The following is a 13,788-nucleotide window of genomic DNA, read 5'->3' on the forward strand; positions in this document are numbered from 1 at the left end:
GCCATGACGACGCCGGGGAAGCTGAACAAGCCGCGAGTGCCGCCCTACAAGACGGCGGGTATGGGTCTAGTGCTGGTCTTCGCGCTCGTAGTTGCCTTGGTATACCTGCAGTTTCGCGGGGAGTTCACGCCCAAGACGCAGTTGACGATGCTGTCCGCTCGTGCGGGCTTGGTGATGGATCCCGGGTCGAAGGTCACCTATAACGGGGTGGAGATCGGGCGGGTGGACACCATCTCGGAGGTCACGCGTGACGGCGAGTCGGCGGCCAAGTTCATCTTGGATGTGGATCCGCGCTACATCCACCTGATTCCGGCAAATGTGAACGCCGACATCAAGGCGACCACGGTGTTCGGCGGTAAGTATGTGTCGTTGACTACGCCGAAAAACCCGACAAAGAGGCGGATAACGCCCAAAGACGTCATCGACGTGCGGTCGGTAACCACCGAGATCAACACGTTGTTCCAGACGCTCACCTCGATCGCCGAGAAGGTGGATCCGGTCAAGCTGAATCTGACCCTGAGCGCGGCCGCGGAGGCGTTGACCGGGCTGGGCGACAAGTTCGGCGAGTCGATCGTCAACGCCAACACCGTTCTGGATGACCTCAATGCGCGGATGCCGCAATCGCGCCACGACATTCAGCAATTGGCGGCGCTGGGCGACGTCTACTCCGACGCGGCACCGGACCTGTTCGACTTTCTCGATAGTTCGGTGACCACCGCCCGCACCATCAATGCCCAGCAAGCGGAACTGGATTCGGCGCTGTTGGCGGCGGCCGGGTTCGGCAACACCACAGCCGATGTCTTCGACCGCGGCGGGCCGTATCTGCAGCGGGGGGTCGCCGATCTGGTCCCCACCGCCACCCTGCTTGACACTTATAGCCCGGAACTGTTCTGCACGATCCGCAACTTCTACGATGCCGATCCGCTCGCTAAGGCGGCGGCCGGTGGCGGTAACGGCTACTCGCTGAGGACGAACTCAGAGATCCTCTCCGGGATAGGTATCTCCTTGTTGTCTCCCCTGGCGTTAGCCACCAATGGGGCGGCAATCGGAATCGGACTGGTAGCCGGATTGATAGCGCCGCCCCTCGCGGTGGCCGCAAATCTAGCGGGAGCCCTACCCGGAATCGTTGGCGGCGCGCCCAATCCCTATACCTATCCGGAGAATCTGCCGCGGGTGAACGCTCGCGGTGGCCCGGGGGGCGCCCCCGGTTGCTGGCAGCCGATCACCCGGGATCTGTGGCCAGCGCCGTATCTGGTCATGGACACCGGTGCCAGCCTCGCCCCGTACAACCACATGGAGGTTGGCTCGCCTTATGCAGTCGAGTACGTCTGGGGCCGTCAGGTAGGGGATAACACGATCAACCCATGAAAATCACTGGAACCGTCGTCAAACTCGGCATCGTCTCGGTGGTGCTGCTGTTCTTCACGGTGATGATCATCGTGATTTTCGGTCAGATGCGCTTCGACCGGACCAATGGCTATACCGCGGAGTTCAGCAATGTCAGCGGGCTGCGCCAAGGCCAGTTTGTCCGTGCTTCGGGGGTAGAGATCGGCAAGGTCAAAGCACTACACCTGGTCGATGGTGGCCGTCGGGTTCGGGTGGAGTTCAATATCGATCGTTCGGTGCCGTTGTATCAGTCCACGACCGCCCAGATCCGCTATTCCGACCTGATCGGCAACCGGTACGTGGAGCTCAAACGGGGTGAGGGCAAGGGGGCCAACGATCTGCTGCCGCCAGGTGGACTCATCCCATTGTCCCGCACGTCACCGGCCTTGGATTTGGATGCGTTGATCGGTGGTTTCAAGCCGGTGTTTCGGGCGTTGGATCCCGCGAAGGTGAACAACATCGCCAACGCGCTCATCACCGTCTTCCAGGGGCAAGGTGGCACCATCAACGACATCCTCGACCAGACCGCGCAACTGACCAGCCAGATCGCGGAGCGCGATCAGGCGATCGGTGAGGTTGTCAAGAACCTGAACATCGTGCTGGACACCACGGTCAAGCATCGAAAAGAGTTCGACGAGACCGTCAATAACTTGGAGAATCTGATCACTGGGCTGCAGAACCACTCCGACCAGTTGGCCGGCGGCCTCGCGCACATCAGCAACGGCGCCGGCACGGTGGCCGACCTGCTTGCCGAGAATCGCACGCTGGTGCGCAAGACCATCAGCTACCTGGACGCTATTCAGCAACCGGTCATCGACCAGCGCGTCGAGTTGAACGACCTGCTCCACAAGACGCCGACCGCGTTGACGGCGCTCGGACGCGCCAACGGAACCTACGGCGATTTCCAGAACTTCTACCTCTGCGACCTGCAGATCAAGTGGAACGGATTCCAAGCCGGAGGGCCGGTCCGCACGGTGAAGCTCTTTAGCCAGCCGACGGGTAGGTGCACGCCGCAATGAGAACGCTGGAACCACCCAACCGAATGCGAATTGGGCTCATGGGCATCGTCGTTGCGCTGCTCGTTGTCGCTGTGGGCCAAAGCTTTACCAGTGTTCCCATGTTATTCGCAAAGCCGAGCTACTACGGCCAGTTCACCGACTCCGGCGGACTGCACAAGGGCGACAGGGTACGCATCGCCGGCTTGGGAGTGGGCACCGTGGAGGGGCTCAAGATCGACGGCGACCACATCGTGATCAAGTTCTCCATCGGCACCAACACCATCGGCACCGAGAGCCGCCTAGCCATCCGCACCGACACCATCCTGGGTAAGAAAGTGCTCGAGATCGAGCCGCGCGGCGCCCAAGCGTTGCCGCCCGGGGGCGTTTTGCCGGTTGGGCAAAGCACCACCCCGTACCAGATTTACGACGCGTTCTTCGACGTCACCAAGGCCGCATCCGGCTGGGACATCGAGACGGTCAAGCGGTCGCTGAATGTGTTGTCGGAGACCGTTGATCAGACCTATCCGCACCTGAGCGCCGCCCTCGACGGGGTGGCTAAGTTCTCCGACACCATCGGCAAGCGCGACGAGCAGATCACGCACCTACTAGCCCAGGCCAACCAGGTGGCCAGCGTCCTGGGTGATCGCAGCGAGCAGGTCGACCGCCTGTTGGTCAACGCTAAGACCCTGATCGCCGCGTTCAACGAGCGTGGCCGCGCGGTCGACGCCCTGCTGGGGAACATCTCCGCTTTCTCGGCCCAGGTGCAAAACCTTATCAACGACAACCCGAACCTGAACCATGTGCTCGAGCAGCTGCGTATCCTCACCGACCTGTTGGTCGACCGCAAGGAGGATTTGGCTGAAACCCTGACGATCTTGGGCAGATTCAGCGCGTCGTTCGGTGAGACGTTTGCCTCTGGGCCCTACTTCAAAGTGCTGCTGGCCAACCTGGTGCCGGGTCAGATCTTGCAGCCGTTTGTCGATGCGGCATTCAAGAAGCGTGGTATTAGCCCGGAGGACTTCTGGCGCAGCGCCGGGCTGCCGGCATACCGGTGGCCCGACCCCAATGGCACCCGGTTCCCCAACGGTGCGCCGCCGCCACCGCCGCCGGTGTTGGAGGGCACGCCCGAGCATCCCGGGCCGGCGGTGCCGCCGGGATCGCCGTGCTCCTACACCCCGCCGGCGGACGGTCTGCCGCGGCCGTGGGATCCGCTGCCCTGCGCCAACCTCACTCAAGGTCCATTCGGTGGCCCCGATTTCCCGGCGCCGCTGGATGTCGCGACGTCGCCGCCGAACCCGGACGGTCCACCGCCCGCCCCGGGCCTACCAATCGCGGGACGTCCGGGTGAGGTGCCGCCGAACGTTCCCGGCACGCCGGTGCCGATTCCGCAGGAGGCTCCCCCAGGGGCACGCACGCTGCCCCTCGGGCCGGCGCCTGGTCCGGCTCCGCCCCCGGCGGCGCCAGGCCCGCCGGCACCACCGGGCCCCGGGCCGCAGTTGCCGGCCCCGTTCATCAATCCCGGCGGCACCGGCGGTAGTGGCGTGACGGGAGGTAGCGAGAATTGAGCACCATCTTTGATATCCGCAACCTGCGGTTGCCACAGCTGTCGCGGGCCTCGGTTGTCATCGGATCGTTGGTGGTGGTGCTGGCGCTGGCCGCCGGAATTGTTGGTGTGCGGCTCTACCAAAAACTGACGAACAACACGGTGGTCGCCTACTTCACCCAAGCCAATGCGCTGTATGTCGGAGACAAGGTCCAGATTATGGGCCTCCCGGTCGGTTCGATCGACAAGATCGAACCAGCCGGCGACAAAATGAAGGTGACTTTCCACTACCAGAACAAGTACAAGGTGCCTGCCAATGCCTCCGCGGTGATACTCAACCCCACCTTGGTGGCGTCGCGGAACATTCAGTTGGAGCCACCCTACAGAGGTGGTCCAGTGCTGGCCGATAATGCGGTGATCCCGGTCGAGCGCACCCAGGTACCGACGGAGTGGGACGAGCTGCGGGACAGTGTCTCGCATATTATCGACGAGCTCGGCCCGACACCTGAGCAGCCCAAGGGGCCGTTCGGCGAAGTCATCGAGGCATTCGCCGACGGGCTGGCCGGCAAGGGTAAGCAAATCAACACCACGCTGAACAGCCTGTCGCAGGCGTTGAACGCCTTGAATGAGGGCCGCGGCGACTTCTTCGCGGTGGTACGCAGCCTGGCGCTATTCGTCAATGCGCTACATCAGGACGACCAACAGTTCGTCGCGTTGAACAAGAACCTTGCGGAGTTCACCGACAGGTTGACCCACTCCGATGCGGACCTATCGAACGCCATCCAGCAATTCGACAGCTTGCTCACCGTCGCGCGCCCGTTTTTCGCCAAGAACCGCGAGGTGCTGACGCATGACGTCAATAATCTCGCGACCGTGACCACCACGTTGCTGCAGCCCGATCCGTTGGATGGGTTGGAGACCGTCCTGCACATCTTCCCGACGCTGGCGGCGAACATTAACCAGCTTTACCATCCGACACACGGTGGCGTGGTGTCGCTTTCGGCGTTCACGAATTTCGCCAACCCGATGGAGTTCATCTGCAGTTCGATTCAGGCGGGTAGCCGGCTCGGTTATCAAGAGTCGGCCGAACTCTGTGCGCAGTATCTGGCGCCAGTCCTCGATGCGATCAAGTTCAACTACTTTCCGTTCGGCCTGAACGTGGCCAGCACCGCCTCGACACTGCCTAAAGAGATCGCTTATTCCGAGCCCCGTTTGCAGCCGCCCAACGGGTACAAGGACACCACGGTGCCCGGTATCTGGGTGCCGGATACGCCGTTGTCACACCGCAACACGCAGCCCGGTTGGGTGGTGGCACCCGGGATGCAAGGGGTTCAGGTGGGACCGATCACGCAGGGCTTGCTGACGCCGGAGTCCCTGGCCGAACTCATGGGTGGTCCCGATATCGCACCTCCGTCGTCAGGGCTGCAAACCCCTCCCGGACCCCCGAATGCGTACGACGAGTACCCCGTGTTGCCGCCGATTGGTTTACAGGCCCCGCAGGTGCCGATACCACCGCCGCCTCCTGGGCCCGACGTGATCCCGGGTCCGGTGCCACCGACGCCGGCGCCGGTGGGGGCGCCGTTGCCCGCTGAGGCAGGAGGGGGTCAATGATGAGCGTGCTGGCGCGGATGCGGGTGATGCGCCACCGAGCCTGGCAGGGGCTGGTGTTGCTGGTGCTCGCACTCTTGCTGAGTTCGTGCGGCTGGCGCGGCATCTCCAATGTGGCGATCCCCGGCGGCCCGGGCACCGGCCCGGGCTCCTACACCATCTACGTGCAGATGCCGGACACGTTGGCGATCAACGGCAACAGCCGGGTCATGGTGGCCGACGTCTGGGTCGGATCGATCCGCGCGATCAAGTTGAAGAACTGGGTGGCCACGCTGACGCTGAGCCTGAAGAAGGACGTCAAGCTACCGAAAAATGCCACCGCCAAGATCGGGCAGACCAGCCTGCTGGGTTCGCAGCACGTCGAGCTGGCCGCGCCGCCAGATCCGTCGCCGGTGCCGCTGAAGGATGGTGACACCATCCCGCTGAAGCGCTCCTCGGCCTATCCCACCACCGAGCAGACGCTGGCCAGCATCGCCACCTTGTTGCGCGGCGGCGGCTTGGTGAACCTCGAATCGATTCAGCAAGAGATCAACGCCATCGTGACGGGCCGGGCGGACCAGATCCGGGCTTTCCTTGGCAAGCTCGACACCTTCACCGACGAGCTCAACCAGCAACGCGATGACATTACCCGCGCCATTGATTCCACCAATCGGTTGTTGGCTTATGTGGGCGGTCGGTCGGAAGTCCTGAATCGGGTGCTCACCGACCTACCGCCGTTGATCAAGCACTTTGCGGATAAGCAGGAACTGTTGATCAACGCTTCCGATGCGGTAGGCCGGCTCAGCCAGTCCGCCGACCAGTATCTTTCGGCTGCCCGGGGCGATCTGCACCAGGATCTGCAGGCGCTGCAATGCCCGCTCAAGGAACTGAGTCGAGCCGCTCCGTATCTGGTGGGTGCGCTCAAATTGATCCTCACCCAGCCCTTTGACGTCGACACCGTGCCGCAGCTGGTACGGGGCGACTACATGAACTTGTCGCTGACGCTGGACCTGACCTACAGCGCCATCGACAATGCGTTCCTTACCGGGACCGGATTCTCCGGTGCGTTGCGCGCCCTCGAGCAGTCTTTTGGCCGCGATCCCGAGACAATGATTCCCGACATTCGGTACACACCGAACCCCAACGATGCGCCGGGCGGCCCGCTGGTAGAAAGGGGAAATCGCCAGTGCTGACTCGCTTCATCCGACGCCAGTTGATCCTTTTTGCGATCGTCTCCGTAGTCGCCATCGTCGTATTGGGCTGGTACTACCTGCGAATTCCGAGTCTGGTGGGTATCGGGCAGTACACCTTGAAGGCCGACTTGCCCGCATCGGGTGGTCTGTATCCGACGGCCAATGTGACCTACCGCGGTATCACCATTGGCAAGGTCACCGCCGTCGAGCCCACCGACCGGGGCGCACAAGTGACGATGAGCATCGCTAGCAACTACAAAATCCCCGTCGATGCCTCGGCGAACGTGCATTCGGTGTCAGCGGTCGGCGAGCAGTACATCGACCTGGTGTCCACCGGTGCTCCGGGTAAATACTTCTCCTCTGGACAGACCATCACCAAGGGTACGGTTCCCAGTGAGATTGGGCCTGCGCTGGACAATTCCAATCGCGGGCTGGCCGCATTGCCCACGGAGAAGATCGGCTTACTGCTCGACGAGACCGCGCAAGCGGTGGGTGGGCTGGGACCCGCTTTGCAACGGTTGGTTGACTCCACTCAGGCGATCGTCGGTGACTTCGAGACCAACATTGGCGACGTCAACGACATCATCGAGAACTCCGGGCCGATTTTGGACAGCCAGGTCAACACGGGTGATCAGATTGAGCGCTGGGCGCGCAAATTGAACAATCTGGCCGCACAAACCGCAGCCAGGGACCAGAACGTGCGAAGCATCCTGTCCCAGGCGGCCCCCACCGCCGATGAGGTCAACGCGGTATTCAGCGGTGTTCGCGAGTCGCTGCCACAGACGCTGGCCAATCTTGAGGTTGTGTTCGATATGCTCAAGCGCTACCACGCCGGCGTGGAGCAATTGTTGGTGTTCCTCCCGCAGGGTGCCGCGATCGCACAGACCGTACTCACGCCAACTCCGGGTGCTGCCCAGCTGCCGCTTGCGCCGGCGATCAACTATCCGCCGCCGTGCTTGACGGGTTTTCTTCCTGCATCGGAGTGGCGGTCTCCGGCCGATACCAGTCCCAGGCCGTTGCCGTCGGGAACCTATTGCAAGATTCCCCAGGATGCCCAGCTGCAAGTCCGGGGGGCGCGCAACATTCCCTGTGTCGATGTCCCGGGCAAACGAGCGGCGACGCCGAAGGAGTGCCGCAGTAAGGACCCGTACGTTCCGCTGGGTACCAACCCGTGGTTTGGTGACCCGAACCAGATACTCACCTGCCCGGCACCTGGGGCGCGCTGCGATCAGCCGGTGAAGCCGGGTTTGGTGATTCCGGCGCCCTCGATCAACACCGGTTTGAATCCGGCGCCCGCCGATCAGGTGCAAGGAACGCCCCCGCCGGTCAGTGACCCATTGCAAAGACCGGGTTCGGGTACTGTGCAGTGCAACGGGCAGCAGCCTAACCCGTGCGTCTACACTCCAACATCGGGCCCGTCGGCGGTCTATAGCCCGGCCAGCGGTGAACTGGTGGGGCCGGATGGTGTCAAGTACGCCGTCGCAAACTCGAGCACAACAGGAGACGACGGATGGAAGGAGATGCTGGCGCCGGCCAGCTGAACCCTGCCGACGCGAATAAGTCGTCTACGGAGGTGAAGGCGGCGGATTCGGCGGAATCTGACGCCGGAGCCGACCAGACTAGCCCGCAGGTGAAGGCGGCGGATTCGGCGGAATCTGACGCCGGAGCCGACCAGACTAGCCCGCAGGTGAAGGCGGCGGATTCGGCGGTATCTGACGCCGGAGAGCTCGGCGAGGACGCGTGCCCAGAACAGGCCCTCGTCGAGCGGCGCCCGTCGCGGTTGCGGCGAGGCTGGCTTGTTGGCATTGCGGCGACGCTGCTCGCGTTGGCCGGTGGCCTTGGCGCAGCGGGCTATTTTGCGTTGCGCTCACACCAGGAAAGCCAATCAATCGCGCGCGAAGACCTTGCGGCCATTGAGGCCGCTAAGGATTGCGTTGCGGCCACGCAGGCACCCGATGCTGGGGCGATGTCGGCTAGCATGCAGAAGATCATCGAGTGTGGCACCGGTGATTTCGGTGCCCAGGCGTCGTTGTACACCAGCATGCTCGTCGAGGCGTATCAAGCGGCCAGCGTCCACGTGCAAGTGACCGATATGCGCGCGGCGGTCGAGCGCAACAACAATGACGGGTCGGTCGATGTTCTGGTAGCGCTCCGGGTCAAGGTGTCCAACACCGACTCGGATGCCCATGAAGTCGGCTACCGTCTTCGGGTCCGGATGGCACTCGATGAGGGCCGCTATAAGATCGCCAAACTCGACCAGGTGACGAAGTGACGGTGGTGGTCGAGAAGACGCCGACCACCCTGCCCCAGGCGACACCGAACGGTGCAGCGCCCTGGCGTGTTCGGGCGGGCGCCTTCGCCATCGACGTGCTGCCCGGGCTCGCCGTGGTGGCGACCATGGCGTTGACGGCTTTAACGGTGCCGCCGGGCAGCGCGTGGCGGTGGTTATGCGCTTGTCTGCTCGGATTGACCATTCTCCTTCTGGCCGTCAACCGGTTGGTGTTGCCGACGGTTACCGGATGGAGTCTTGGCCGCGCTCTTACCGGCATCCGGGTGGTTCGGCGTGACGGTTCGGCCATCGGTCCGTGGCGGTTGCTGGTCCGGGATTTGGCGCACTTGGTGGACACCCTCTCGCTGTTTGTGGGTTGGCTGTGGCCGCTGTGGGATTCGCGGCGACGCACCTTCGCCGACCTGTTGTTGCGCACTGAGGTGCGACGTGTCGAACCGGTGCAGCGGCCCGCGGTGATACGGCGACTGACGGCGGCGGTGGCATTGGCGGCGGCGGGCGCGTGCGCGAGCGCAACCGCGGTGGGCGCTGCGGTGGTGTACGTCAATGAATGGCAAACCGATCACACTCGCGCGCAGCTCGCAACGCGGGGCCCGAAGCTCGTGGTCGACGTCCTGAGCTACGACCCGGAAACGGTGCAGCGTGATTTCGAACGGGCCCGATCGCTGGCCACCGACAGGTACCGCCCGCAGCTGAGCATCCAACAGGATTCGGTGCGCGAGTCGGGACCTGTTCGTAACCAGTACTGGGTTACCGACAGCGCGGTGCTGTCGGCGACACCGGCTCAGGCAACCATGCTGTTGTTCATGCAGGGTGAACGCGGTACACCACCCAATCAGCGGTACATCAGCGCAACTGTGCGGGCGATCTTCCAAAAATCGCGCGGGCAATGGCGCCTCGACGATCTGGCAGTCGTGATGAAACCCCGACAACCCACCGGCGAAAAATGAGCCCCCGTCGTAAGTTTGAACCCGGCGAGGGGGCGCTGCTGGCCCCGCAGCCAATCGAACCGTCGCGGCGATGGGGTTTGCCGCTGGCTCTGACCGCTTCCGCTGTGGTTATGGCCGCGGCGATCTCAGCCTGTGCGCTCATGCGGATCTCCCATGAATCGCACCAGCGAGCAGCGCACAAGGATATCGTGATGCTCAGTGATGTCCGGTCTTTCATGACCATGTTCACGTCACCGGATCCGTTCCACGCCAACGAATATGCGCAGCGGGTGCTGTCCCACGCCACGGGTGACTTCGCCAAGCAATACCACGAAAGGGCAAACGATATCCTGATTCGCATCTCCGGGGTGGAACCGACCACAGGAACGGTTCTAGACGCGGGCGTACAGAGGTGGAACGAGGATGGTAGTGCCAACGTGCTGGTGGTCACCCAGATCACCTCGAAATCCGCGGACGGCAAGCGGGTGGTCTCGAACGCCAATCGTTGGCTGGTAACGGCTAAGCAGGAAGGTAACGAGTGGAAGATCAGCAGTCTGCTTCCGGTGATCTGACCCAAAAGTCCGTTGCCAACGGAGAGTCCACCGACACGGCATCGGAAGCCACCGAGGGCGACCGGGGCGAGATCGACGCCGCGGGAGAGCCGGACGAAGGCGGTGCCGCCGTGGCTGACAGCCAAGCTGACGAGGATGATTCGGCCGTGACGACTGCCAGGGGCGGCAAGACACGGGCAAGACGATCGGGTGGCAGGCGGTTAGCGATCACGGTCGGCGTGGCCGCTGCGTTGTTCGTGGGCTCGGCAGCTTTCGCTGGTGCGACGGTGCAGCCCTACCTCTCCGAGCGCGCCGTGGTGGCCACCAAGCTCATGGTCGCGCGGACGGCCGCCAATGCGATCACGACGTTGTGGACCTACACGCCGGAGAACATGGACACCCTGGCCGATCGGGCCGCGAATTACCTCAGCGGTGATTTCGCGGCTCAGTACCGCAGATTCGTCGACCAGATCGCCGCAGCAAACAAACAGGCCAAGATTACCAACGATACCGAGGTCACCGGTGCTGCCGTGGAATCGCTGAGCGGCCGGGATGCCGTGGCCATCGTCTACACCAACACCACGACCACCAGTCCGGTGACCAAGAACATCCCAGCATTGAAGTATCTGTCCTACCGGCTGTTCATGAAGCGTTATGACGCGCGCTGGTTGGTGACCAGGATGACGACCATCACCTCGCTGGATTTGACGCCGCAGGTGTAGCGCGACCGAGCCCGCCGGCGCTGCGAAGCCTTAGTTGAACGCCAGCCAGCTGGGCAGCGCCCGCTCATGGGAGTCACAGAGCACCTGACGGGTGTCGCACGATCCTTTCGGCGACCCAGCGCCGGCCCACATGCCCCCGGTATCACGGCGCAGAACGATCGCCGATGACCCCCCGCCGTCGAGCAGAATCGCGGTGTCACTACCCAGGCCGCGGAACAGGTCTTGGATGTTGTCCGGGGTGTAGTTGCCACCCTGGAAGATGTACATTTCGTCCTTCTGCTTCGCATAGGCAAGCGCCGTTCGCGCGGCGTTGGGACCGCCGTCGTGGAGCTGGCCGGTATTGCCGGGGGATAACAGCCCGATTCCGGCCACGGCGACGAACCGTGCGTTCTTGTTGAGCAAGTCCTCGATCACCGGAGTGGCGAGATCGTAGTCCTGTCTGCTTTTGGGCCGCAAAACATACGGTGCACCACCGACCGGAAGGATCATCGTCGTCAGTGAGCTCCACAACTCATTTCCTCCGGAAAGGCCCTGCTTTCCGGCGTAGGCGACGGTGCCGGTGACCGCCTGGTTGGCGCGTCCTTGTCCGCGGGTGTTGTCCACGTAGGCGCCCAGCGGTGAGCTGCAGCCGGTCGACCGCCAGCTGCCCCCCTTTTGTCCGCGAACGTCGAAGAAGTTGGCGTTGACTGCAATGGTGGGTCGCCCCATACGCTGCCACGCCTTAAGCGGCGGGTAGATCTCGGAGGCTTGCCACAAGCCTTCACCGGTGCGAGCACCTGGGTTGTGTTCGCAGCGCGCCTGGTCTCCGGTGTGGGTGTCTACCAGTAGATGTGGTGAAAGCCGTTGGGAGGCATTCTTGATGATCATCAGATGGCCGCCGTTGTTCATCTCGTACCAGTGACCACCTGCGTTGAGCAGCGGCATGGGATGACCGCCGCCGAAGTTGTACACCAGGTATGAGCCCCTGGTGGTGGCTATCGCTTGGGCGAGCATCTCGCGCCCGTCGGCGGCGCGGGCGGCCGGCTGCCCGGTGGTGCAGGCGAGGGCGGCGCACACCGCCAACGCGGCGCAGCAAGCCGTCAATCGGCGCAGGCTGGCAGTCGGTGTCAGCACAGCAACCCTCTCGGCCCGAATCCACATGCAACCATCCCAGCATTAGGCACACTGATCACACTGTCAACTTCAGTAACAGGTGCGTGACGGTTCGGCCGCGTTCGAATTACGGTTGTTTGCTTGCGCTTTCGCGTGCGCTGTGGCGCGCTTGGTATTGAGCTTGGTGCTCCGCGGCGATCGCCATCTCGACCGCTCCCGGAATTCGGTGGAAGCTGCTGCGGTCGTACAGGTGCGTGATGAATCCACCCAGCAACAGCCCGATGATCAGCCCGATCGACGTCATGGTCAGGGCCTGGGACAGGCCGGCGTCGGCGTTTCCGTTCAGATACAGCAGCGACCGCACACCTAGGAACACCTGGTGCATCGGCTCGAATTCGGCCAGCCAGCCGAAGAACGGTGGTACGGCCTCCAGCGGGACGGTCGCGCCCGCCGACGGCAATCCGAGGATGACGAAGATCAACATGCTGACCAGCAGGCCCATCGAGCCCAGCACCGCGATCAGCGAGCTGGACGTGACGCCGACCGCCATGATCGCGAATACCCCGTAGAGCCATACTTCCCCCCCGAGCGGAATCGGCATGCCCAGGCCGTGGGCGATCGCCAGGTAGACACCCGAGGTGAGCAACGCCAGCACCACCATCACCGCCCACTTGACCAACAGCGTCCGGAAGCGAGAGATGTTGACCTGCTCGGCGAAACGATAGACGGGGCCGAATTCGGCTGGTACATAGCCAAGCATCGAGTCCACCAGGGTGCTCACCACGATGCTGCCGGTAAAGCCCGCCAATAGCAGCAAGAGGGCGTAGTAAAACGCCGACAGCCCGTTGCCGGTGCCGTTGGGCAGTGGGTTATAGGCGGTGGATTTGACATCGATGGGACTGGCCAGCCCGGTCGCCGCCGCCCCGGCCAGTGCCACACCGCCGGTCTGGGCCGCTACCTCCGCGGTAAGTCGTTCGCCCACTTTGCCGTTGACCACGGTCAGTGCCCGGGTCAGCGTCTGGCCGGCGATGCTAGCTGCCAGCGTGCCCGCCCGCGGATTCGTTGAGATGGTGATCGTGGGCCGGTCCGTGCGGGTTGGAGTCACCGCACTCGCCCCGAAGTCCCGTAGCTGCGACGAGAAGGTCGGCGGTATCAGCGCCGAGCCGTACACCGCCGCGGTGTCGAGCAGCCGCCTGGCCTCGTCCGGCGAAACGACTCGGATGTCGAACTTGTTCTTGTCCAAGCCGGAAACCAGACCGTCGACAATCTGCTGGCCCGCGGGCCCGGCGTCCTCGTTCACCAACGCGATTGGGAAATGCCGCAAATTGGTCATGGGGTTTAAGATGCCGCCCAGATAAAGCGCGGCCAGCGCCGACATCAGGGCCAACGTGATGGCGATCGGTGCCATCCAGAACCGCACCGTCCGAATCGCTTTGACGTTCCGCTTGGGGTTGGGTGCGGCGGGGCGCGGCTGCGCTTGAGACATGCGGGCTCCTGTCT

General features: G+C 63.4%; 12 protein-coding genes. 10 read left to right on the forward strand and 2 right to left on the reverse strand.

The window, feature by feature from the left end:
* Nucleotides 1-3 precede the first annotated feature (3 nt).
* The 10 genes from MCAN_RS00935 (at nt 4) to MCAN_RS00980 (ending at nt 11,196) form a co-directional block, all read left to right on the forward strand.
* The gene (locus tag MCAN_RS00935; protein WP_014000085.1) at nt 4-1,368 is read left to right on the forward strand and encodes an MCE family protein; all 1,365 of its coding nucleotides are present in this window, start codon (nt 4-6) and stop codon (nt 1,366-1,368) included.
* Complete coding sequence (locus MCAN_RS00940; protein ID WP_014000086.1) at nt 1,365-2,405, forward strand: virulence factor Mce family protein; 1,041 nt, start codon at nt 1,365-1,367, stop codon at nt 2,403-2,405. The genes MCAN_RS00935 and MCAN_RS00940 overlap by 4 nt, the downstream gene beginning before the upstream one ends.
* The gene (locus MCAN_RS00945) at nt 2,402-3,949 is read left to right on the forward strand and encodes a virulence factor Mce family protein (protein WP_014000087.1); all 1,548 of its coding nucleotides are present in this window, start codon (nt 2,402-2,404) and stop codon (nt 3,947-3,949) included. Before MCAN_RS00940 ends, MCAN_RS00945 begins: the two co-directional genes overlap by 4 nt.
* The gene (locus MCAN_RS00950; RefSeq protein WP_014000088.1) at nt 3,946-5,538 is read left to right on the forward strand and encodes a virulence factor Mce family protein; all 1,593 of its coding nucleotides are present in this window, start codon (nt 3,946-3,948) and stop codon (nt 5,536-5,538) included. Before MCAN_RS00945 ends, MCAN_RS00950 begins: the two co-directional genes overlap by 4 nt.
* The gene (locus tag MCAN_RS00955) at nt 5,535-6,707 is read left to right on the forward strand and encodes a virulence factor Mce family protein (RefSeq protein WP_014000089.1); all 1,173 of its coding nucleotides are present in this window, start codon (nt 5,535-5,537) and stop codon (nt 6,705-6,707) included. Before MCAN_RS00950 ends, MCAN_RS00955 begins: the two co-directional genes overlap by 4 nt.
* Nucleotides 6,701-8,248: a virulence factor Mce family protein gene (locus MCAN_RS00960; protein WP_014000090.1), complete on the forward strand. Its 1,548-nt coding sequence runs from the start codon at nt 6,701-6,703 to the stop codon at nt 8,246-8,248. The genes MCAN_RS00955 and MCAN_RS00960 overlap by 7 nt, the downstream gene beginning before the upstream one ends.
* Nucleotides 8,249-8,337: 89 nt before the next feature.
* Nucleotides 8,338-8,979 (forward strand): hypothetical protein, encoded by a 642-nt coding sequence (locus tag MCAN_RS00965; protein WP_014000091.1) that lies wholly within the window; start codon nt 8,338-8,340, stop codon nt 8,977-8,979.
* Nucleotides 8,976-9,944, forward strand: coding sequence for an RDD family protein (locus MCAN_RS00970; protein ID WP_014000092.1), 969 nt, complete (start codon nt 8,976-8,978; stop codon nt 9,942-9,944). Before MCAN_RS00965 ends, MCAN_RS00970 begins: the two co-directional genes overlap by 4 nt.
* Nucleotides 9,941-10,495: a mce1 operon protein gene (locus MCAN_RS00975; RefSeq protein ID WP_014000093.1), complete on the forward strand. Its 555-nt coding sequence runs from the start codon at nt 9,941-9,943 to the stop codon at nt 10,493-10,495. The genes MCAN_RS00970 and MCAN_RS00975 overlap by 4 nt, the downstream gene beginning before the upstream one ends.
* Nucleotides 10,462-11,196 (forward strand): hypothetical protein, encoded by a 735-nt coding sequence (locus tag MCAN_RS00980; RefSeq protein WP_014000094.1) that lies wholly within the window; start codon nt 10,462-10,464, stop codon nt 11,194-11,196. Before MCAN_RS00975 ends, MCAN_RS00980 begins: the two co-directional genes overlap by 34 nt.
* Before the next feature lie 30 nt (nt 11,197-11,226).
* Here MCAN_RS00980 and MCAN_RS00985 read toward each other — a convergent pair whose 3' ends face one another.
* A complete protein-coding gene (locus MCAN_RS00985) occupies nt 11,227-12,336 on the reverse strand; it encodes a phosphodiester glycosidase family protein (RefSeq protein ID WP_014000095.1) in 1,110 nt (369 codons plus the stop codon).
* Between the two features lie 79 nt (nt 12,337-12,415).
* The gene (locus tag MCAN_RS00990) at nt 12,416-13,774 is read right to left on the reverse strand and encodes a YhgE/Pip domain-containing protein (RefSeq protein WP_014000096.1); all 1,359 of its coding nucleotides are present in this window, start codon (nt 13,772-13,774) and stop codon (nt 12,416-12,418) included.
* Nucleotides 13,775-13,788 lie beyond the last annotated feature (14 nt).

It is taken from the genome of Mycobacterium canetti CIPT 140010059, from assembly GCF_000253375.1.
GTDB lineage: Bacteria > Actinomycetota > Actinomycetes > Mycobacteriales > Mycobacteriaceae > Mycobacterium > Mycobacterium tuberculosis.

What these genes read in the sequence shown, in the direction of transcription:
- MCAN_RS00945 (WP_014000087.1), top strand. Translation starts at nt 2,402, where the DNA reads ATGAGAACGCTGGAACCACCCAACCGAATGCGAATTGGGCTCATGGGC.
- MCAN_RS00935 (WP_014000085.1), top strand. Translation starts at nt 4, where the DNA reads ATGACGACGCCGGGGAAGCTGAACAAGCCGCGAGTGCCGCCCTACAAG.
- MCAN_RS00990 (WP_014000096.1), bottom strand. Translation starts at nt 13,774, where the DNA reads ATGTCTCAAGCGCAGCCGCGCCCCGCCGCACCCAACCCCAAGCGGAAC.
- MCAN_RS00955 (WP_014000089.1), top strand. Translation starts at nt 5,535, where the DNA reads ATGATGAGCGTGCTGGCGCGGATGCGGGTGATGCGCCACCGAGCCTGG.
- MCAN_RS00985 (WP_014000095.1), bottom strand. Translation starts at nt 12,336, where the DNA reads ATGTGGATTCGGGCCGAGAGGGTTGCTGTGCTGACACCGACTGCCAGC.
- MCAN_RS00975 (WP_014000093.1), top strand. Translation starts at nt 9,941, where the DNA reads ATGAGCCCCCGTCGTAAGTTTGAACCCGGCGAGGGGGCGCTGCTGGCC.
- MCAN_RS00940 (WP_014000086.1), top strand. Translation starts at nt 1,365, where the DNA reads ATGAAAATCACTGGAACCGTCGTCAAACTCGGCATCGTCTCGGTGGTG.